The sequence below is a fragment of the Janthinobacterium sp. FW305-129 genome, from assembly GCF_020858115.1.
In the GTDB taxonomy this organism is placed as follows: Bacteria; Pseudomonadota; Gammaproteobacteria; order Burkholderiales; family Burkholderiaceae_D; genus Janthinobacterium.
Genome location: NZ_JACYMM010000005.1, coordinates 169,467 through 189,919, shown reverse-complemented (window position 1 = coordinate 189,919; position 20,453 = coordinate 169,467). Strand labels below are relative to the sequence as shown.

Here is a 20,453-nt window from a genome sequence, read left to right as displayed (position 1 = left end):
TTCCATGAGCAGCCCCTCCACCACGCTGGCGAAGCCGCCAGCGTTTCCCGTGATCAGTGAGAAAGTCTCCGGACGCACCTGGCTGGCGGTCGGCGCCGGCATGCTGGGCGCCTTCATGGCGGTGCTCGACATCCAGATCACCAATTCCTCGCTCAGGGACATCCTTGGCTCGCTGTCGGCCACCCAGGAAGAAGGCTCGTGGATTTCCACGGCCTACCTGGTGGCGGAAATCATCGTCATTCCCCTCACTGCGCTGCTGGCGCGCGTGTTCGGACTGCGCGCCTACATGATAGGCACCACCGCTTTCTTCCTGCTGTTCTCCACCCTGTGCGGGGCGGCCTGGAACCTGGAAAGCATGATCGTCTTCCGCATGCTGCAAGGGTTTACGGGCGGCGCGCTGATCCCCATGGCGTTCACGCTGGTGATGCTCAAGCTGCCCGCCTCGAAGCGCGCCGTCGGCATGGCCATCTTCGGCCTGACGGCGACCCTGGCGCCGGCCATGGGCCCGACCCTGGGCGGCTATCTCTCCGAGCTGTATGGCTGGCCTTCGATCTTCTACATCAACTGGGTGCCCGGCGTGCTGCTGATCGCCGGCATGATCTATGGCCTGGACAAGGAGCCGATGCAGCTCAAATTGTTCTGGAAGGCCGACTGGCTGGGCATCTTCTTCATGGCCCTGGGCCTGGGCTGCCTGACCATCTTCCTGGAAGAGGGCAATTCGAAGGACTGGTTCGACTCGGGCTTCATCATCGCCTTCGCCGCACTGGCCCTGACGGGCATCCTGGGCTGGGTCGTCACCAGCGCCACGCGCGCCGAGCCGTTCGTCAACCTGGCCCTGTACGGCCAGCGCAACTTCCTGGTGGCCACCGTGCTGTCGGCCGTGACGGGCATGGGCCTGTACGGCTCGGCCTTCCTGCTGCCCCTGTTCCTGGGCCAGATCGCCGGCTATTCACCGATGCAGATCGGCGAAGTCATCATGTGGGTGGGCTTGCCGCAGCTGTTCATCATGCCGTTTGTTGCCAAGTTATCATCGAAGGTGGATAACCGCATCCTGTGCTCGTTCGGCCTCTTGCTGTTCGGCGGTTCGTGCATGATGAATGCCTACATGGACGCCTCCACCGGCTACGACCAGCTGCTGTGGTCGCAGGTGGTGCGCGCGCTGGGCCAGCCCTTCGTCATGCTGACCCTGTCGAACTTCGCCATGAAGGGCATCGCGCCGAAGGACATGGCGTCCGCTTCGAGCCTGTTCAACATGACGCGCAACCTGGGCGGCTCGATCGGCATCGCCCTGCTGGCCACGGCCCTGAGCACGCGCGAGCATTTCCACTCGCAGCGCCTGGGCGAGGCGATCAACGCGTATTCCAGCGCCACGCAGCTGCGCATCGACCAGCTGACGTCCTCGTTCATGGCCAAGGGCTATGACGCCGTCACGGCCGGCAACCAGGCCTTGCAGGCGATCGACGGCATCGTGCGCCGCGAAGCCTACGTGATGGCCTACAACGACGGCTTCTTCCTCGTCGGCGCCATCCTGCTGGCCTGCATCGTGCCCCTGTGGCTGGCCGACAAACTCAAAGCCCCCGGTGGCGGTGGCGGCGGTCATTGACCGCCCACGCACACACCTCAAGAACAAGAAGGTAATCATCATGCAAACCATCATGCAAACAGTAATGACGAAAATCGCGCTGGCCGCTTCCCTTGCCGTGGCGCTGTCCGCCTGCGGCACCGTGGGCCAGGATTTCACGGCCCCGGCAAACGTGGCCGGTATCGATAACGGCACCTTCCGCCACGGCGCTGCCGCGGCGGACGCCGCGCAGCTGCCCAAAGAGTGGTGGAGCATCTATGGCGACGCCACCTTGAACCGCCTGGAACAGAGCGCGCTGCAGGACAATCCGAGTGTCAAGGCGGCGGGTGAGCGATTGCTGCAGGCGCTGGCGCAAAGCGGCACGGCGCGCGCCAACCAGGGTCCGAGCGTGAACGTCAGCACGGGCATCTCGAACTCGCGTACCTCGGCCAACACCTCGCAGGGCCTGGCCCTGGGCAACCGCTCGATCAGCGGCAACAATTTTTCCGTGGGCGGCTCGCTGTCGTATGAAGTCGACTTGCTGGGCCGCGTGAAACGCCTGGTCGAAGCGGCCGATTCGCAGGCGCTGGCGGCGCAGGCGGACCGCGACGGCGTGCTGCTGATGCTGTCGTCGCAAGTGGCCAGCAATTACTGGCAGCTGCGCGGGCTGGATGCGGAAATGGCGATTTTGAATGGCGCCCTGGACACGCGCCGCGAGTCGGCGCAGCTGGTCGAGGCGCGCTTCAATGCGGGCCTGACGAATGAGCTGGACCTGGCGCGCGCGAAAGTCGAACTGTCGAACGCCCAGGCCGACCTGCATGAAGTCAAGCGCCAGCGCAACCAGCTGGAAAACAGCCTGGCCACCTTGACGGGCAAGCCGCCGTCGGCGCTGCAATTGCCGGTGGCCGCCGATCCGTCGATCTTGCCGCTGCCGCCCGCCATTCCCGTCGGCTTGCCGGCCAGCCTGCTGGCGCACCGTCCGGACCTCGTTTCCAGCGTGGCGGGCCTGCGCGCGGCGAATGCGCAAGTGGGCGTGGCCGAAGGCGCGTTTTACCCGTCGCTGCAATTGACGGGCAATTTCGGCTACGCCTCCGAAAAGCTGCGCGACCTGGCGCAGGGCGGTTCGCGCCAGTTCAGCTTTGGCCCGCTGGCCCTGTCCCTGCCCATCTTCGACGGCGGCCGCAACCAGGCCAATCTGGATTTGAGCAAGGCGCGCTATGCGGAAGCCGTGGCGAACCATGAAACGAAGCTGTTGACGGCCTTGCGCGAAGTGGAAGATTCGCTGTCCGACGTGGAGCAGCGCCAGTTGCAGGGCGACGCCCAGGCCCTGTCGCAGGCAGCGGCCGCGCGCGCCTACCTGGTGGCGCGCACGCGCTACGAGCGCGGCATCTCGACCTACCTGGACGTCACCGATGCGCAGCGCAGTTCGCTGGCAGCGGACCGCGCCGCCGCGCAGATCAAGACCCAGCGCCTGCTGGCGACGGTCGCCGTGGCCCGTTCGCTGGGCGCAGGCTGGCAGCCGGACGGCGAGCTGGCCAGGCTGGCGTCCGCGCCCGCCGCGAAGGCCAATTAAGTACGACGGTTACGTGAGCGTGGCCGGTGGCGGTGTCGCCGCCGGCCCGTAGCGTTCCAGCAGAAAATCGATGAAGGTCGTCAGCTTCGGCGTGGGCTGGCGGTCGCGTGCGTACACGAGGTGCATGGGGCGCGGCGCCGGCACGTAGTCGGCCAGCAGCGGCACCAGCCTGCCGGCGGCGATATCGCCAGCCATCAGGATTTCCGCCTGCATGACGATGCCGAAGCCGTGCAGGGCGGCCACGCGCAGCGCCTGCCCATTGTTCGAGCGGAAGCGGCTTTCGCGCACGGGGCTGCCGTCATCGTCGCCGCTCCTGGCCAGGCGCCAGCGCACGTGGCGCGTCCACTGCATGAAGTCCAGGCATTCGTGGCGCGCCAGGTCGGCCGGCGTGCGCGGCGTGCCGTGTCTGGCCAGATAGGCGGGCGCGGCGCAGATCACCATCGCATACGGCCGCAGCACGCGCGCCACCATGGCGGAATCTTCCAGCTTGCCGATGCGGATGGCCGCGTCGAATCCTTCCTCCACCAGATCCACCGTCCTGTCGTTGAGGTTCAGTTCCAGGCTCACTTCCGGATACGCATCGAGGTAGTCGGCCATCAGCGGCGCGATGCACTCGCTACCAAACGACACGGGCGCCGTGATCTTCAGCTTGCCGCGCGGCGCCGCGCGCATCGCTTCGGCGCCCCGTTCCGCCGCATGGATGCTGGCCAGGATCTGGCGGCACTGTTCCGCATACTGCTGGCCGATTTCCGTCAGGCTTTGCCGCCGCGTGGTGCGCGCCAGCAGCCGCGCGCCCAGCCGCTCCTCCAGGTATTTGATGTGCTTGCCCACCATCACGGGCGAAATCTGGAACGCCTCGGCGGCGGCCGTGAAACTGCCCGCATCGACGACGGCGACGAAAATCTCCATGCTGCGCAATTTATCCATGGCATTCCGATTGCAAACTGTGGGTTGGTAATCTTGTAAATTCTAGCGTATTTATTCCTTTTCGTAAGCGGCGCATACTGGCTCCATCGTTCAACCCACACAAGGAAGCAGCATGAAAATCGTCATCATCGGCGCCAGCGGCACCATCGGCACGGCCGTCGCCGCGCAACTGGCGCAACGCCATGAAATCATCGAAGTGGGCAGCCGCAGCGGCACGCACCAGGCCGACATGGGCGACATCGCGCAAGTGCGCGCCCTGTTCAAGCGCATCGGCAAGGTCGACGCCGTTGTCGTGACGGCCGGTAAAATGCATTTCGGTCCCCTGGCTGAATTTACTCCAGAGCAATTCCAGGTGGGCCTGGAAAGCAAGCTGATGGGCCAGGTCAACGTGGCGCTGGTGGCGCAGGAATACCTGAACGACGGCGGTTCGATTACCCTCACCAGCGGCATCGTGGCCGAGCAGCCTATCCGCTTCGGCACGGCCGCCAGCATGACCAACGCGGCCGTGGAAGGTTTTGTAAGGGGCGCCGCCATCGAGTTGCAGCGGGGCGTGCGCATCAATGTCGTCAGCCCGACGGTGCTGGCCGAATCGCTGGAGTCGTACGGCCCCTTCTTCTATGGCTTCGAGCCGGCCGCCGCCAGCCGCGTGGCCCTGGCGTACAGCCGCAGCGTGGAAGGGGCGCAGACGGGGCAGGTGTACAAGGTTTGGTAAAACCTGCCCTACAGGCGGGGGCGCTGGTGGATTACAATTTGCCTCACTTGGGGTCTGACCCCAGAATTTAACCGAGGCCCCATGAAAAAACTCCTGATTCCCCTGCTGATGGCCGCCGCCGTCGGCAACGCCTGCGCAGCAACGCCAGCGGCCGCGCCAGCCGCCCCGGCCACCGCCGCGCAACTGACGGCCATGAGCGCCCGCTACGCGCCCGTCGCGCTGACGGCCGACGTCACCCACCTGTCCGCTGGCGACCGCCAGGCCATCGCCAAGCTGGTCGAAGCGGCCAAGCTGGTCGACGTGCTGCAGCTGCGCCAGCGCTGGTCCGGCAATGAAGCGCTGTGGGCGGCACTTAAGAAAGACAAGTCGGCCCTGGGCCAGGCCCGCCTGAATTATTTCTGGATCAACAAGGGGCCATGGTCGGTGCTCGACGCGCATGCCTCGTTCATGCCGGCCAGCTACGCCGGCATTGCCATTCCCGCGCACAAGCCGGAAGCGGGCAATTTCTATCCGCAGGGCGCCACCAAGGCCAGCCTGGAAACGTGGATGAACGGCTTGCCGGCGGACGACAAGCAGCAGGCGCAATGGTTTTTTACCACCATCCGCGCGGGCAAGGATGGCAAGTACCAGACCGTCAAGTATTCGGACGAGTACAAGGTGGAGCTGAAACAGCTGGCCAGGCTGCTCGACGAGGCGGCCGCCGCCACGGATAACGGATCGCTGAAGAAATTTTTGACCCTGCGCGCCAAGGCTTTCCTCGACAACGATTATTTACCGTCCGACTTCGCCTGGATGGACCTCGATTCGCCCGTCGACATCACCATCGGCCCGTATGAAACGTACAACGACGAGCTGTTCGGCTACAAGGCCGCCTTCGAGGCCTACGTGAACATCCGCGACCAGGCCGAGACGCAGAAGCTCAACTTCTTCGCCAGGCACATGCAGGAGCTGGAAGACAACCTGCCGCTCGACGCCAAGTACCGCAATCCGAAAGTGGGCGCGCTGGCGCCCATGGTGGTGGTCAACCAGGTGTACGGCGCCGGCGACGGCAACATGGCCGTGCAGACGGCCGCCTACAACTTGCCCAATGACGAGCGCATCATCAGTGCGCGCGGCTCCAAGCGTGTGATGCTGAAAAACGTGCAGGAAGCCAAGTTCAAGGCCACCCTGACGCCGATCTCCAAGTTGGTGCTCACGCCGGAAGCGCAGCAGGACGTCGATTTCAATTCCTTCTTTACGCACATCCTCGCGCATGAAATCATGCACGGCCTGGGCCCGCACGCCACCGTGGTCGACGGCAAGCCATCGACGCCGCGCCAGGACTTGAAGGAAGCGTATTCCACCATCGAGGAAGCCAAGGCCGACATCACGGGCCTGTTCGCGCTGCGCTACATGATGGACAAGGGCCAGCTGAACGACACCCTGGGCCAGGGCGAGGCGGCCGAGCGCAAGCTGTACAACACCTTCCTCGCTTCCGGTTTCCGCACCCTGCATTTCGGCCTGACGGATTCGCACGCGCGCGGCATGGCCATCCAGATGAATTACATCCTCGACAAGGGCGGTTTCGTCTCGCTGGGCGATGGCAGGTTCGGCGTCGATTTTGCGAAGATCAAGCAGGCAGTGATCGACCTGGACCGTGAATTTCTGACCATCGAGGCGACGGGCGACTATGCGCGCGCGCAAGCGATGATGACGAAATACGTGGTCATCCGCCCAGAGGTGCAGGTGGCGCTCGACAAGATGAAGGCCGTGCCCAATGATATCCGTCCGGAATTCGTCACGGCCCGCGCGCTGGATAAGATGACGAAGCAATAAGCTGACCTTGATTATTATCAGTCTGAAAAGCCGGTGCCTTGCGCACCGGTTTTTTTTTTCGTCTTTATTTGCGAAAAGTTGCCAGTTTTTCCTTGTGGAAATACGTCCACCGCTTACTCTGCAGTGGTAAAACCTCCTTTCTTCCCGTCTATCCCATGTTGAAACCGCTCTTGCTGATGAGCTTGCTCATCGTTTTGCCCGCCGTGGCTGGTCCCGGGCTGACCGATCTGGAAACCCGCTGGCTGCAGGCGGGCCAGCCCGTCATCGCGTTTGCGCGCGCGCAAGGTTTGCCCGTCGATATCATCGTGCAGCCCCAGGATGCGCCCGGCGCCGTGCCGCTGGCGCTGGGCTACGAAGGGGGGCGCTGCAAGCTGGTGCTGTCCTTGCGCGGCAATGCGCAGGCGGACAGTGTCTTGCAGGGCGTGCCACCCACGCGCCACGGCCTGATGATGGAAGCGATGACGGCGCATGAAATCGGCCATTGCCAGCGCTATGCGCAGGGCGACTGGCACGCCTTGCCGCGCGGCTTCGTTGAGCCGCGCAGCATGCAGAAAGGCAAGTTGACAGCGCTGGCGCAGGAGTTGCGCGAGACGCGCCGCGAAGAGGCTTATGCGGACCTGGTCGCCCTGGCCTGGATGCATGCACGCCACCCCGGGCAGTACCAGCAGGTGCTGGCCTGGATGCGCGGCGTGCGCGCGGCTGGCGAGGCCGCGGGCGGCGGTGTAGGCAGTTCCCACGCCACGCAGGCATGGCTGGCGCTGGCCGATGGCGCAGGCGCATTTGATGACTCTGCTTCACCATTTGAACAGGCGCAAGTATTGTGGCGGAAGGGCTTGAGCGGCGACAAAGGACAGTGAGTTTTTGCGTGAATGGCGTGTCAGCGTGTGCTGTCGCACGGAGCTTTGCGCGCGGCAGGGGTCTAATCTGGGCATCAACTAACCAGAGAGGAACCATCATGAACAAAATGATCGCACTCATGCTGGCCGCCAGTGCCAGCGCCCTGCTTGCCGCCGCGCCCGCGTATGCGCAGGACGCCTCGTACAAGAGTTTGACGGACAAGGCAACGGCCGACTACAAGCAGGCCAAGGCCGCCTGCGACAGCCACAGCGGCAACGCGAAAAAAGTCTGCGTGGAAGAAGCCAAGGTGGCGCGCGCCAAGGCCGAGTCGGACGCCGTGGCGCAATACCGCAACACGCCGCGCGAACTGGGCAAGGCCCGCAAGGATGTCGCCAATGCCGAGTATGACCTGGCCAAGGCCAAGTGCGGCGACCGCACGGGGGCCGACAAAACCACATGCATGAACGATGCCAAGGCAGCGAAGTCGGCCGCGCTGGCGGACGCCAACACGGGCGCCAAGGCCGGCACCAACGTGGCGCAGAATCCGCCCGCCACGACGAAGGAAAACTGCGACGCCATGGATGCGACGGCCAAGGCCGCCTGCATGACGCGCAATGCGGCCGGCAGCACCAAGACGGCCATGTCCGACTCCGTCATCACCACCAAGATCAAGGCGGACCTCGTCAAGGACAACGACTTGAAAGCGCTCGATGTGCACGTGGAAACGGTCAACGGCGTCGTCATGCTCAGCGGTTTCGTGCCTTCCCAGGAGCAAGTAAAGAAAGCCGCCGACCTGGCCCGTGGCGTGGAAGGCGTGAAGGACGTGAAGAATGGCTTGAAGGTCAAGTAAGCGGCGTCTTCACAAGTCTTGCAGCCAGGACTGGAGTGGCACGCAGCAGTGTCGCTCCAGTTTTTTTGATTGTATAAATTACGATCATAATATAACATGGAAAAAATCCCATCGGCTCGTGCTGGCCGGTATTCACTTTTTCATGAGGACGGCATGCTTTCTCTTCCCTTTTCGCGCTGGCTGGAGCGGCGCGGCATCCACTTTGCCTGGGTCATCGTCGCCATCACCTTCCTCACGGCCTTGACGTCGTCGGCTGCGCTGGGCTTGCCTGGCGCGCTGATGCAGCCCTTGAGCCGGGAATTTGGCTGGGATGCCGAGCAGATTTCCTCGGCGCTGGCCGTGCGTTTCGTGCTGTTTGGCTTGATGGGGCCGTTTGCCGCCATCCTGATGGAGCGCTTCGGCTTGCGCAATGTCATCTGCGTGGCGCTGGGCCTGATCGCGGCCGGCATGCTGCTGGCCACGCGCATGACGCAGTTCTGGCACCTGGTCGCCCTGTGGGGCATCCTGCTGGGGCTGGGCTCGGGCATGACGGCGCTGGTCTTGAGCGCCGTGGTGGCGAACCGCTGGTTCGAGACGCACCGGGGCCTGGTGGTGGGCGTGCTGACGGCCAGCTCGGCCACGGGCCAGCTGCTGTTCCTGCCCGTGGGCGCCTGGCTGATCGAGCATTTCGGCTGGCGCACGGCCGTCCTGCCCGTGTTTATCGCCTGCGCCATCGTCGCCGTGCTGGCCTTCCTGTGCATGCGCAACCGGCCGCAGGACGTGGCCTTGCGCCCGTACGGCGCCGACCCGTCCACGCCGCTGGTGGCGCCGCCGGCGGCAAGCATGACGTTTGCCACGCCCTTTTTGATATTGCGCAGTGTTGCAGCGAATCGCACCTTCTGGATACTCTTCGGCACCTTCTTCATCTGCGGCCTCAGCACCAACGGCTTGATCCAGACGCATTTCATCTCGCTGTGCGGCGACTCGGGCCTGTCCGCCGTGCCGGCCGCATCCGTGCTGGCCATGATGGGCGCCTTCGACCTGTTCGGCACGATCTTGTCCGGCTGGCTGTCGGACCGCTATGACAACCGCAAATTGCTGTTCTGGTACTACGGCTTGCGGGGCCTGTCCCTGTTCTGGCTGCCGTATTCGGAATTCACCCTGTATGGCCTGTCCCTGTTCGCCATGTTCTACGGCCTGGACTGGATCGCCACCGTGCCGCCGACCGTGAAACTGGTGGGCGCCACGTTCGGCCGGGAGCGGGCGGGCATGGTGTTCGGCTGGATCTTCGCGGGCCACCAGCTGGGCGCCGCCGTGGCCGCGTATGGCGCGGGCCGCATCCGCACCCTGATGCTGACCTACAACCCGGCCCTGTTCGCGGCCGGCGCCGCCTGCCTGCTGGCGGCGCTGCTGGTGCTGGCAATCCAGCGGCAGAAGGCAGCTGTGGCCGCCGTCCAGAGCGCATGAAAAAAGCCAGGCCCGCGTGAGCGGGGCCTGGCCTTTCAAGAAGTGCGCAACACGATTATTTCAGATACTTAGCCAGCCATCCTTCGACTTCGCTATAGAAAAAGCGGCTGTTCTCGCCCTTCAAAATCCAGTGGTTTTCGTCCGGGAAGACCAGCAATTTCGCCGGCACGTTCAGGCGCTGTTGTACTGCAAAGTTCATCAGCGCATTGTTGGCCGGCACGCGGTAGTCGAGCTCGCCCACCGTGATCAGGATGGGGGTGGTAAAGCCCGTGCCTTTTTCGTGATTGCCCGCTTGCATGACCGGGCTTTGGTCGCGCCACACGGGCAGGTTCGACCAGACGGGGCCGCCTGCATTCGTTTCACGGCCGAAACCGCCATCGCTGGTGCCCCACTGCATGATCAAATCCATTTCGCCCGCGTGCGAGACGATGGCCTTGTAGCGCGTGGTGGTCGCCTGCAGCCAGTTGGCCAGGTGGCCGCCATAGCTGGCGCCGCCGGCAGCCAGTTTCGTGCTGTCGATGAACGGATATTTCTTGATGGCTTCATCGACGCCCTGGTTGACTTCATCGCCCGGGCCCTTCAACGGGTCGAACTGAATCGAGCGCGAGAATTCCTCGCCATAGCCGGTGGAACCCTTGTAATCGGTCAGCAAGACAACGTAGCCTGGCTTGGCCAGCAAGTGATAGTTCCAGCGCAGCACGAACTGGTCGCGCCACATGCTGGCCGCGCCGCCGTGGATGACGGTAAACAGCGGGTATTTCTTGTTAGGGTCAAAGTTGGCGGGCTTGACGAGCATATTGTGGATGCGGCGGCCGTCGGCCGTGGTGAACCAGAAGTGCTCGGGTGCCTGCCAGTCGATTTTATCGGCCTTGTCCGTGTTGAAGGCCGTCAGCCGTTTCGGCTGCTTGCCGTTGAACGCATAGATTTCCGGCGGATTGATGCTTGACTCCCACACGCCGACCAAAGCCTTGCCGCCGCTGCTCAGCGAATTGATGGTGCCTGTCGGCAAGGATGGCTCTTCGCGCACGTCGCCGCCTTTGGCATCGATCGAATACAGCTTTTCCAGGCCCGCGTGTTCATAGCTGAAGATGACGCGCTTGCCGCCTTCGGGCAGCACGAAGCGCGCAATCGACCGGTCCAGCTTGGCCGTCAGGATGGCCGGCGCAGGGTTGCTCATCGGCCAGGCGAAGCTGGCCAGGCGTTTCACGTCATACACTTTACCGGGCGTTTGCGCGTCGCTCAATGCAAACAGGGTCTTGCCGTCGGCGGAAAATTTCAGGGAACCGTAGCTATGTTTGTCCTGCGTCAAGCGCTGCGCTTCGCCGCCGGCCACGGGCAGCAGATACAGTTGCGAGTAGACGGCTTCGCGCTGCGCCGCATCGCGGTTGGTGGCCGCGTTGAAGACGACGGCCTTGCCGTCCGGCGTCCAGACGGCGTCCAAGGATTGTCCTTCGTCACCCTGGCCGCCGCCAAAGCCCGGCAGCGCCACCAGTTGCGTGCCCGACAGGATGTCGCGCGCGGTGTTGTCACCTCGTGCTGCGGCGTCGGCGTCGACGATGAACAGGCGCACCTGCTTGTCCGTCAGCCATTTGTCGAAGTAGCGCGGTGCCGTCGTTTCATACGAGCGGGCGCTGACTTTGCGCTCCTTGCGCTCTTTTGCGCTTTGCTTGACGTCGGCTTCCGTCTTGTTGCCAGGATAGATGTCGCTGATGAACAGCAATTGCTTGCCGTCCGGACTCCATTTCGGCATGCGCGCGCCCAGGGTGAGCGAGGTCAGGCGCTGCGCTTCGCCGCCGGCGGCCACGTCGAGGCGGTAGATCTGTCCCGCTTCATCGCCGTCGCGCTTGGCAACGAACACCAGCTGGCGGCTGTCCGGCGACCAGGCCACGGCGCCTTCGCCGCCCTTGGAATACGTCAGGCGGCGCGCGGGGCTGTCATCAAGCAGGGACTTGATCCACAGATCCGACCATTGCTCCTTGCTATCGTAGGCGCTGTCGACCACGGAAAACACGGCCCAGCGTCCGTCCGGGCTGGCGACGGGTGCGCCCACCCGTTTCATCAGCCACACGTCTTCATGCGTGATGGCGTGTTTGGCGGCGGCTTGCGGGGTGGCGGCAGGCGCGGCGGCGGTGGTATGGGAAAGCGAGGCGCAGGCCGCTGCGATCAGCAGGGAGCCGAGGGAACGGCGAAGACGGGGTAAGGTCATGGGCGTGGTCTGGGTAGTGAAAAAAGTACAGCGGGCAACATTATTGCCCATCGATTCGGCCACTGCCAAGGCCATGAACCGTTACTTACCCGGCCGGATGGCCGCGTATCGGGCGGGCGCCGCCTGGCTGATCAGTTAAACTTGCCGCTTTATTCACGCTGGCGCCGATAGAACATGAAAATTTGTCTACCCTTATTGAAAACGGCATTGCTGGGCGCGAGCTGCCTGCTGGCTACCCCGGTTTTTGCCGCTGCCGCTGCGCCGTACCCGAATACCAGCGCCATGGGCGTGGGCCATGCGGAAAGCACGGCCTGGTATGCGGGCTGCCTGAAGGTCAAGGATGCGGCACCGCCGCCGGCCGACCTGCCGGCGCCGTCCGCCGTGGCATCCTTGCAGCAATGCCAGGCGACAGACCTGTATTACGATACCAAGAGTATGTCCTCGCCCAAGCCCGCCGACTGGCGTCCCGCGCGCCATTGCGCGATGGCCACGCAGAACAGCGCCGTGCTGATGATGCTGTACCAGAACGGACAGGGCGTGCAGAAGGACCCGCTGCTGGCGCTCAAGTATGCGTGCAGCATCGATGCGGCGCCGGCCGAGATGCAGGGCCGCATCGAACACTTGCAGAAGATCAATGCCAGCGGGCGCGGCATGATCGACTTGTGCGACGACATCACCAGCGGCTACATGATGGGCGTGTGCAGCGCCATCGATGCGCGGCAAAAGCAGCGCGTGCGCGCGCAGGCAACGGGCAAGGCCAGCGCAAGCATGCCTGCCGTGGCACAAGCATCGCTGCAAAAGCTGCAGACGGCGGCAAGCAAGTTTGCCGATGCGCGCGCGGCCAATGAAACGGACTTGAGCGGCACGGCACGCGCTGCCCAGAGCATCGCGGCCCGCACGGCCGAGCTCGACTTGCTGGCGCACGATCTGCGCGAATACGAAGGGGGCAAGTTGCCGGCCAGCATGTCCAAGGAGCAGGCGGCGGCGCTCGACAAGGAGCTCAACGCCATCTACGGCAAGCTGATGAAAAAGCCCGCGGAAAGCCATGCGGGCGCCGTGGACAAGGACGGCATCCGCGCCACCCAGCGCCTGTGGCTCGCCTACCGCGATGCCTGGATGAACTTTGGCGCCGTGCGTTATCCCGCCGTCACCAGCGAGACCTGGGCCGGCTGGCTGACGGCGCGGCGCAATGCGCAACTGCAAGATTTGCTGGAGAATTGACGCATGCGGGAAGCGTATTACCACGAAGATGACTATTGCATGATCGAACTGTTGCCGCTGGATAATTTGCAGCACTGTGTGACGCAGATGGGCGAGCAGCAGGCGTTCGCCGATGCGCACCGCAGCGGCGCCGGCTGGACGGACATGTATGTGATCAAGGCGCCACCGTCGCCACTGCGCGCGCTGGGCCTGACGGCCGAGCAGCTGCGCCTGGCGCTGGACCATGCCTTGCCGCCGTATGACGCCGTCTACACGGGCTACAGCAGTTACCGCGTGGAATGCAAGAACGTGCTGGCCTTTGGCGGCGACAAGACGGAGACCCTGTTTGCGGGCCTGGACGAGCAGGGTATCGTGTGCGACCTGTGGTGCAGCGATGGCATGCCGCAACTGTTGCTGCTGCCCTTGAAAGAGCAGCTGTTGCTGGCTGACTGGGGCGCGGGGTTTGCGTGTCCGCTGGCCGACGGGGACTTGTTCGCCCGTTATCTGCAGGAGTATGAACTGGACTGATTGAACTGAACTGATTACTCGCAGGCGATGGCGTTCGGCTGCGCCACTTTCACCACGGACGCCAGGCGCGCCATGTCGTTGCCGTCGCCTTGCTCGACGTACGGTTGATACGTATCAATGACGATGCGCGCCCGCGCCTGCCAGCCGCAATTGTCGGCCTGGCGCGCGGGCACGCGCAGCAGCCGGCGCGCCTGGGCATCGTTGCTGAAACAAAACCACGCATCGTGCGTGGCGGCAGGGCGGGGCAAACGGCCCCACTGCGCCTTGTCGGGCGCGAAGCAGACGCGGTTGCCGATGATTTCCAGGCTCATCTCGTCCGTGCGCAGGCTGTACTCGCCGTCGAGCACGATGGGCGCTTGCGCTTGCGCGGACAGGCAGGTGGTGGCCAGGAGGAGGGCGGCGGCAAGTTTCATGCGTTTCTTTCAGGGCTGGCAAGACGAAGCGCCAGTATAACCGCGGGGCCGGAAACGAAAAAAGCCCATCCGTGAGGATAGGCTTTTTAGTACTGCGCATTCGTGGTAGGCCGTGCGGGATTCGAACCTGCGACCAACGGATTAAAAGTCCGCTGCTCTACCAGCTGAGCTAACGACCCGAAAGAGGCCGCATTATATATCAGTTGAAAAAGAATGCAAAGCATTCCTGCACGAAAATGAAGATGGCTCAATGCAGGGCGGCCGTGAGCTTCAGTACTTCGTCGATGCTGGTCGTGCCATCGATGATCTTGCGCGCGCCGGCGATGCGCAGCGGCGTCATGCCGTCGAGGATGCTCTGGCGGCGCAAGGCGTGCAGGTCGGCGCCTGCCTTGATGAGCTGGCCGAACGTTTCCGTCACGCTCAGCAGTTCATAAATGCCGGCACGTCCCAGGTAGCCGCTGTGCCGGCACAGGGCGCAGCCGACGGGGCGGTACGTAGCCTGCGGCCGTTCCAGCTGGCCGCCCGTCAGGCGCTGCCATGGCGTGTCGTCCGGGGCAGCATCCAGCTGCTTGCAGCCCGGACACAGGCAGCGCAGCAGGCGCTGTGCCAGCACGCCGATCAGGCACGCTTCCAGCAGGTAGGCGGGCAAGCCCAGTTCCAGCAGGCGCATGACGGCCGACGGCGCGTCGTTGGTGTGCAGGGTCGACAGCACCAGGTGTCCCGTCAGCGCCGCCTGGATGGCCATCTCGGCCGTGGCCAGGTCGCGGATTTCACCGACCATGATGATGTCGGGATCTTGCCGCATCAGCGCCCGCACGCCATCGGCAAACGACAGTTCGATGCCGGCCTGGGTTTGCACCTGCATCTGGTTGAAGGCCGGTTCCACCATTTCGATGGGGTCTTCCACCGTGCACACATTGACTTCGCTGCCGGCCAGCGCCTTCAGGGTGCTGTACAGGGTGCTGGTCTTGCCCGAACCGGTGGGGCCCGTCACCAGCACGATGCCATGCGTGCGCGCCGTCAGCTGGCGCCAGCGTTCGGCGTCCGCGGGCGGAAAGCCCAGTTCGGCCAGGCTCTTGACGGCCACTTCCGGGTCGAAGATGCGCATGACGAGCTTTTCGCCGAAGGCCGTGGGCAAGGTCGACAGGCGCAGCTCGACTTCCTGCCCCTGCGCATTGCGCGTCTTGATGCGGCCATCCTGCGGGCGGCGCTTTTCCACCACGTCCATGCGCCCGAGCAACTTGATGCGCGCCGTCATGGCCAGCAAGACCACGGGCGGCAATTGATACGCCTGGTGCAGGCGGCCGTCGATGCGCAGGCGCACGAGGCCCGCGTCGCGCTTCGGTTCCAGATGGATGTCGGACGCGCGCTGGGCAAACGCGTATTGCCACAGCCAGTCGACGATGCGCACCACGTGCTGGTCGTTTGCGTCGAGGCTGGTCTTGTTGCGTCCCAGTTCCACCAGCTGCTCGAAATTGTGGCGCAGCGCCAGGTCTTGCGTGGATGCTTGCCGGGCCACCTTGACGGAAGTTGCCAAGCTGAAAAATTGCGCAATGGCATCGGCGATGTGCAGCGGGTTGGCGATGACCAGGCTCAGCTTGCGTGGCGCCAGCTTGCCCAGCTGCGCCTGCCAAGCGAGTGCGTAGGGCTGGGCCGTGGCGATGACGATGCGGTCAAGCGTGCTTTCCACGGGCAGGATATTAAAACGGGCGGCATAGCCGGCCGTCATGACGTCGGCCACCTGGCTGAAATCGATGTGCAAGGGATCGATGCGCAGATACGGCAGGCTTGCGCGTCGGGCCAGCCAGGCGCACAGGGTGTCGAGCGTGAGTGCGCCGTGGGCGATGCAGCACAGCGGATGCAAGGCCGGTGCCGGCAGCAGGGCGGCCTGGGCGGCGATGGAGGCCGCTTGCGCTGCGTCAAGCAAGCCGTCTTCCTGCAGCCAGGCCAGCAGTTGCGGCAGTTGCAGCGGCGTGTCGGGCGAGATGGGAGAGGGAGGAGGGGAAGCGGGCATGGCCGGCGCCTTTCAGGGCTGCCGGCCTGCGTGGGCGTGCCGGCGCTTACAGGGTGCTGGCGATGCCTTTGACCCAGGTCTTGGCGGGCAGCTTGGTCTCGGCGACGATCTGCTTGGCCCGTTCCAGCAAGGCGGCTTGCGCTTCGGCATCGAGTGCCACTTTCGTCTTGAACGCGATCGCCACCACGTTCCCATCATGGACTTCCGGCAGGCAGATCACCTGTGCAAACGCAAACTTCATCGCCTTGATGTTCTTCGCGTAGCTGGGATGGTCGCCAAACAGGTTGACCGTCATGATGCCGTGCGGCGCCAGGCAGGCGCAGCAGGCGGCATAGAAATCGGCGCTGTCGAGCACGGGACCGCGCGCCGTGGCGTCGTACAAGTCCACCTGCAGGGCGTCCAGGGTGCCGTGGTTGGCTTCATCGTTGACGTAGTCGAGCGCATCCATCTCGCGCACGTGCAGGCGCTCGTCGTTGGGCGGCAGCTTGAACATCGAGGCGCAGATGGTGATGACGGAAGGATTCAGTTCGATGGCCTCGACCTGTGCCTGCGGGAACTGGCGGTAGCAGAACTTGGTCAGCGCGGCCGTGCCCAGGCCCAGCTGGGCGAGGCGCTGCGGTTGCTCGATCCACAGCATCCACGCCATCATCTGCTGCGCGTATTCGAGTTCCGGCCAGTCCGGCTTGCGGATGCGCATGGCGCCCTGCACCCATTCCGTGCCGAAATGCAGATAGCGCACGCCATCCATTTCCGACAGGGTGACAGGGGCGTAGCGGGGCTTGCGCGCGGGGCGCGAGGATTCGACTTGTTCGATGGATTTTCGTTTGATAAGCATAAGGCGGCCTGAAAGTGTGCCGCATTATAGCCCGTGCCGGAGCGCCATAAAAAATGCCAGCCGCTGGGGCTGGCATGGTATGGGCCGGTTGCGGCGCTTACTGCTGAGCTGGTTCGATCGAGACGCGCAGACGGACGCGCTCGCCCGGATCGTAGGACATGATGCTCGTGTAGTTGCGGCCGCGGTAGTCGTAGGTGACCTGGTAGCCATTGTTGCGCGATTCCCAGTGGTCGACCTGACGGCATTGCTTGACGGCTTGTTCCTGCATGCCGCCCTGGTAATTGTTCTGGTTGTCGACACGGTCGCCGACGACGGCGCCGGCAATCGCGCCGGCAGCTGCCGCGGCCGTGCGGCCATTGCCGCCACCGACCTGGCTGCCGAGCAGTGCGCCGGCGATACCGCCGACGATGGAGCCGCCAGCGCTGCGCTGTTGCGGCGGTGCCTGGACTTGCACGTATTCCGTACGGCATTCCTGGCGTGGACGATTGATCTGTTCCACTTGCGGCACGACGCGCACGACCTTGCCGAAATCTTCAAAGTCGGCGGCCTGGGCGAGTGGCAATGCACCGATACAAAGGGCTGACATCATCAATTTGGCTTGCAAGTTCATTTGTAACCTCGTTATCTAGAGAATCTTTCAGGGTATTTTTTACAACTTGGGACTATAGTAATCCCGCCAGACCGGGGCAAGTGTTTCGCATGGCAACAAAATGTAACAGCCCAAGCCCCTTGCCCCACAGTCTGTAACATGCACTTTCAATCGATACAAGATGTTGAAGTGACTTGAAACCAGCGGTTTGTAACAAATCTTGCGTTTGACATCATATTCGGGTTGATTCATGCAGGACAACACGTTACCCTAATACGCGTATGGCTTATATAAAATCGCACTGAATCGCATAAAAGTTGATACAGATCGAATCACCGCGTGCGCATTGACCCGCGTGCGGGGATGCAATAAGAAGAGCAGCTAGAAAAAATCCATACATAACAGGTCGATTTGAGGGAAAAATGAGTTTGTTACTAACCGTGCCGCCCAACCTTGTCCAGTCCATCCGTGCCTTTCGCGTGACCGAATTACAAGACGAGGCGATCCGTCTCGGGCAGCACTTTTTATATGCGCATTGCAACGCTGGACAGACCAAACAACAAGTCATCGGCATTATTGCAGAAGCATTCCTGTTTCCGAAAAACCTGGCGAAGAATTTCGATGCCCTGCGCCTGTGCCTGACGGACACCATGTTCAAGGCGGGACCGCAGACAGGTTTCCTGGTGGTGCTCGAGCAATTGCCAAATACGCAAAAATTCGACAAGGAAGCGCGCGAGATCCTGCTCGACGTGTTCCGCGACGCGGCCGACTACTGGGCCGAGAAGAAAGTCCCGTTCCGCGTCTTCTATTCGTTCGAGTAAGCACCTACTCACGCCGCGGCGGCGTCAAACCAGCCTTTCATGCCCTGGCCGGGCGGCGTAATCGGGCAGCGGCGGCGGCCCGGCCGGTATGTTGCGCCGCAACAATAATAGCGGCCTTTCTTGGTTCGCATCGCCATAGCGGGTACAATGCGCGCTATGAAAAATATCGTTATCCTCATTTCCGGACGCGGCAGCAACATGGAAGCGGTCGTGCGCGCGGCGCAAGCCGAGCAATGGCCAGCCCGTATTGCCGCCGTCATCAGTAACCGGGCCGATGCCCAGGGACTGGTTTTTGCCGCGGAACATGGGATAGCGACGGCAGTCGTTGCCAACAAGGATTATGCCAGCCGCGAACAGTTCGATGCGGCGCTGCAAGCCGTGATCGACGGCTACACCCCCGACCTGGTCGTGCTGGCCGGTTTCATGCGCATCCTGACGCCGCCCTTCGTCGAGCATTACGCGGGGCGCATGCTCAATATCCACCCGTCGCTGCTGCCGCTGTTCCCGGGCATGGCGACGCACCGCCAGGCGCTCGAGGCGGGGGTGACGGAACACGGTGCGACCGTGCATTTCGTGACGGCCGAGCTCGATCATGGCCCTGCCGTGGCGAGCGCGACCGTCCCCGTCTTGCCCGGCGACACAGAAGACAGCTTATCGGCGCGCGTGCTGGTACAGGAACATTTGCTTTACCCGCGCGCCATCCGCCTGTTCATTGACGATAAACTGTCGGTCGAGCATGGCCAGGTCCGCGTGGACCCTCAATAAAATATTACAGGAAGAATAACAATGAGATTGCCACCAGCGATACTTGCCAATGCTGAAGAAGTATTGCGCGAAATTTTACGTTTCACGGCCCCGGCCGACACCACCCTGTCGCGCTATTTCCGCGACCATCCGCGCCTCGGTTCGCGCGAACGCGGCGCCATCGCCGAAGGCATTTATGCCGTGCTGCGCAACAAATCGTTCTTCACGGACTTCGCCGAAGCGGGCAGCGGCCCGACCATGCGCCGTTTGACCATCCTCGGCCTGGCCGAAGCCGTGGGCGCCGACTCGCTGGGCGGCCTGACGGAAGAAGAAGTGGAATGGCTGGAACGCATCACGCAGATCGACCGCAGCCTGATGCCGGCGAACATGCGCGCCAACATGCCGACCTGGCTGTTCGACAAGCTGATCGCCCAGTTCGGCGAAGCGGAAACCATGAAGCTGGCCGATGCGCTGAACGCGCCGGCGCCGCTGGACTTGCGCGTCAACTCGCTCAAGGCCACGCGCGACGACGTGATGCTGGCCCTGGCCGAAGCGCCTATCCTCAGCACACCGACGCCGTTTGCACCGCTGGGCTTGCGCGTGATCAAGAAACCATCGCTGCAAAACCTGCCATTGTTCCAGAGCGGCGCCATCGAGGTGCAGGATGAGGGCAGCCAGATCCTGTCGCAGATCGTCGGCGCCAAGCGCGGCGAGATGGTGGTCGATTTCTGCGCCGGCGCGGGCGGCAAAACGCTGGCACTGGGCGCGCTGATGCGCAACACGGGCCGCTTGTACGCGTTCGACGTGTCGGAAAAGCGTCTGGCCAAGCTCAAGCCCCGCATGGCCCGCAGCGGCCTGTCGAACGTGCATCCGGTGCAGATCGCGCATGAGCGCGATGCCAAGATCAAGCGCCTGGCCGGCAAGATCGACCGCGTGCTGGTCGATGCCCCGTGCAGCGGCCTGGGCACCCTGCGTCGCAATCCGGACGTCAAATGGCGCCAGCAGCCGAACTCCATCGTCGAGCTGCAAGCCAAGCAGGCAGCCATCCTGGCCGGCGCGGCGCGCCTGGTCAAGGGCGGCGGCCGCCTCGTGTACGCCACCTGCAGCTTCCTGAACGAAGAAAACGATCAGATCGCCGAGCAATTCCTGGCTGCCAACCCTGACTTCACCCTGGTGCCGATGAGCAAGGTACTGGCCGAACAGAAGATCGAGCTGGAAATGGGCGACTATCTGAAATTGTTGCCGCACCTGCACCAGACCGACGGCTTCTTCGCCGCCGTGTTCGAACGCAAGGTCATGCCGAAAAAAGTCTACGCCGATGAAAAACCGGCCGACGACGTTGACGCTGAACCAGCCGAGTAAGCCTGTCACGGGCCGCCGCT

18 protein-coding genes and 1 tRNA gene are annotated in these 20,453 nt (G+C 63.4%); 12 read left to right on the top strand and 7 right to left on the bottom strand.

The genetic code is table 11. The features are described from left to right. The first annotated feature begins 4 nt into the window (after positions 1 to 4). Together IGS61_RS11975 and IGS61_RS11970 are read left to right on the top strand one after the other, a co-directional pair. The gene (locus IGS61_RS11975) at positions 5 to 1,603 is read left to right on the top strand and encodes a DHA2 family efflux MFS transporter permease subunit (protein WP_230539780.1); all 1,599 of its coding nucleotides are present in this window, start codon (positions 5 to 7) and stop codon (positions 1,601 to 1,603) included. 52 nt (positions 1,604 to 1,655) lie between these two features. Then, on the top strand, positions 1,656 to 3,134 hold the full coding sequence (locus IGS61_RS11970; protein ID WP_230539779.1) for an efflux transporter outer membrane subunit: 1,479 nt from the start codon (positions 1,656 to 1,658) through the stop codon (positions 3,132 to 3,134). Positions 3,135 to 3,143: 9 nt separating this feature from the next. Here IGS61_RS11970 and IGS61_RS11965 read toward each other — a convergent pair whose 3' ends face one another. After that, positions 3,144 to 4,061: a LysR family transcriptional regulator gene (locus IGS61_RS11965; protein WP_230539778.1), complete on the bottom strand. Its 918-nt coding sequence runs from the start codon at positions 4,059 to 4,061 to the stop codon at positions 3,144 to 3,146. A gap of 112 nt (positions 4,062 to 4,173) precedes the next feature. Here IGS61_RS11965 and IGS61_RS11960 point away from each other — a divergent pair, with 112 nt between their 5' ends. From IGS61_RS11960 to IGS61_RS11940, 5 genes are all read left to right on the top strand, one after another. Further along, a complete protein-coding gene (locus IGS61_RS11960; protein ID WP_230539777.1) occupies positions 4,174 to 4,773 on the top strand; it encodes a short chain dehydrogenase in 600 nt (199 codons plus the stop codon). 81 nt (positions 4,774 to 4,854) lie between these two features. Beyond that, positions 4,855 to 6,588, top strand: a complete 1,734-nt coding sequence (locus IGS61_RS11955) for a dipeptidyl-peptidase 3 family protein (protein WP_230539776.1) — start codon at positions 4,855 to 4,857, stop codon at positions 6,586 to 6,588. A 155-nt stretch (positions 6,589 to 6,743) separates the two neighbouring features. Further along, positions 6,744 to 7,445: a hypothetical protein gene (locus IGS61_RS11950; RefSeq protein ID WP_230539775.1), complete on the top strand. Its 702-nt coding sequence runs from the start codon at positions 6,744 to 6,746 to the stop codon at positions 7,443 to 7,445. 98 nt (positions 7,446 to 7,543) lie between these two features. Next, complete coding sequence (locus tag IGS61_RS11945) at positions 7,544 to 8,275, top strand: BON domain-containing protein (RefSeq protein ID WP_230539774.1); 732 nt, start codon at positions 7,544 to 7,546, stop codon at positions 8,273 to 8,275. Positions 8,276 to 8,428: 153 nt separating this feature from the next. Further along, a complete protein-coding gene (locus IGS61_RS11940) occupies positions 8,429 to 9,721 on the top strand; it encodes an MFS transporter (RefSeq protein ID WP_230539773.1) in 1,293 nt (430 codons plus the stop codon). Between the two features lie 55 nt (positions 9,722 to 9,776). On the opposite strand, the gene IGS61_RS11935 is transcribed toward IGS61_RS11940, so the two are convergent. Beyond that, on the bottom strand, positions 9,777 to 11,927 hold the full coding sequence (locus tag IGS61_RS11935) for an alpha/beta hydrolase family protein (protein ID WP_230539772.1): 2,151 nt from the start codon (positions 11,925 to 11,927) through the stop codon (positions 9,777 to 9,779). A 174-nt stretch (positions 11,928 to 12,101) separates the two neighbouring features. On the opposite strand from IGS61_RS11935, the gene IGS61_RS11930 reads away from it, so the two are divergent. Further along, positions 12,102 to 13,148, top strand: a complete 1,047-nt coding sequence (locus IGS61_RS11930) for a lysozyme inhibitor LprI family protein (protein WP_230539771.1) — start codon at positions 12,102 to 12,104, stop codon at positions 13,146 to 13,148. Between the two features lie 3 nt (positions 13,149 to 13,151). Next, positions 13,152 to 13,655, top strand: coding sequence for a hypothetical protein (locus IGS61_RS11925; RefSeq protein ID WP_230539770.1), 504 nt, complete (start codon positions 13,152 to 13,154; stop codon positions 13,653 to 13,655). A 14-nt stretch (positions 13,656 to 13,669) separates the two neighbouring features. On the opposite strand, the gene IGS61_RS11920 is transcribed toward IGS61_RS11925, so the two are convergent. The 5 genes from IGS61_RS11920 to IGS61_RS11900 all read right to left on the bottom strand — a co-directional run bounded on the left by IGS61_RS11920 (position 13,670) and on the right by IGS61_RS11900 (position 17,527). Further along, on the bottom strand, positions 13,670 to 14,068 hold the full coding sequence (locus IGS61_RS11920; protein ID WP_230539769.1) for a hypothetical protein: 399 nt from the start codon (positions 14,066 to 14,068) through the stop codon (positions 13,670 to 13,672). Positions 14,069 to 14,171: 103 nt separating this feature from the next. Next, positions 14,172 to 14,247, bottom strand: a tRNA-Lys gene (locus IGS61_RS11915). Between the two features lie 68 nt (positions 14,248 to 14,315). Beyond that, a complete protein-coding gene (locus tag IGS61_RS11910; protein ID WP_230539768.1) occupies positions 14,316 to 16,082 on the bottom strand; it encodes a GspE/PulE family protein in 1,767 nt (588 codons plus the stop codon). A 46-nt stretch (positions 16,083 to 16,128) separates the two neighbouring features. Continuing rightward, entirely contained in the window at positions 16,129 to 16,917 is a 789-nt protein-coding gene (locus IGS61_RS11905; RefSeq protein WP_230539767.1) for a spermidine synthase, read from the bottom strand. Positions 16,918 to 17,014: 97 nt separating this feature from the next. Continuing rightward, a complete protein-coding gene (locus tag IGS61_RS11900) occupies positions 17,015 to 17,527 on the bottom strand; it encodes a glycine zipper 2TM domain-containing protein (protein WP_230539766.1) in 513 nt (170 codons plus the stop codon). A 401-nt stretch (positions 17,528 to 17,928) separates the two neighbouring features. Between IGS61_RS11900 and IGS61_RS11895 the strand changes: the two genes are divergently transcribed. The 3 genes from IGS61_RS11895 (at position 17,929) to IGS61_RS11885 (ending at position 20,433) form a co-directional block, all read left to right on the top strand. Next, entirely contained in the window at positions 17,929 to 18,327 is a 399-nt protein-coding gene (locus tag IGS61_RS11895) for a barstar family protein (RefSeq protein ID WP_086146799.1), read from the top strand. Between the two features lie 156 nt (positions 18,328 to 18,483). Continuing rightward, positions 18,484 to 19,092: a phosphoribosylglycinamide formyltransferase gene (gene purN, locus IGS61_RS11890; RefSeq protein ID WP_230502511.1), complete on the top strand. Its 609-nt coding sequence runs from the start codon at positions 18,484 to 18,486 to the stop codon at positions 19,090 to 19,092. A gap of 21 nt (positions 19,093 to 19,113) precedes the next feature. Further along, positions 19,114 to 20,433, top strand: coding sequence for an RsmB/NOP family class I SAM-dependent RNA methyltransferase (locus tag IGS61_RS11885; RefSeq protein WP_230539765.1), 1,320 nt, complete (start codon positions 19,114 to 19,116; stop codon positions 20,431 to 20,433). Positions 20,434 to 20,453 lie beyond the last annotated feature (20 nt).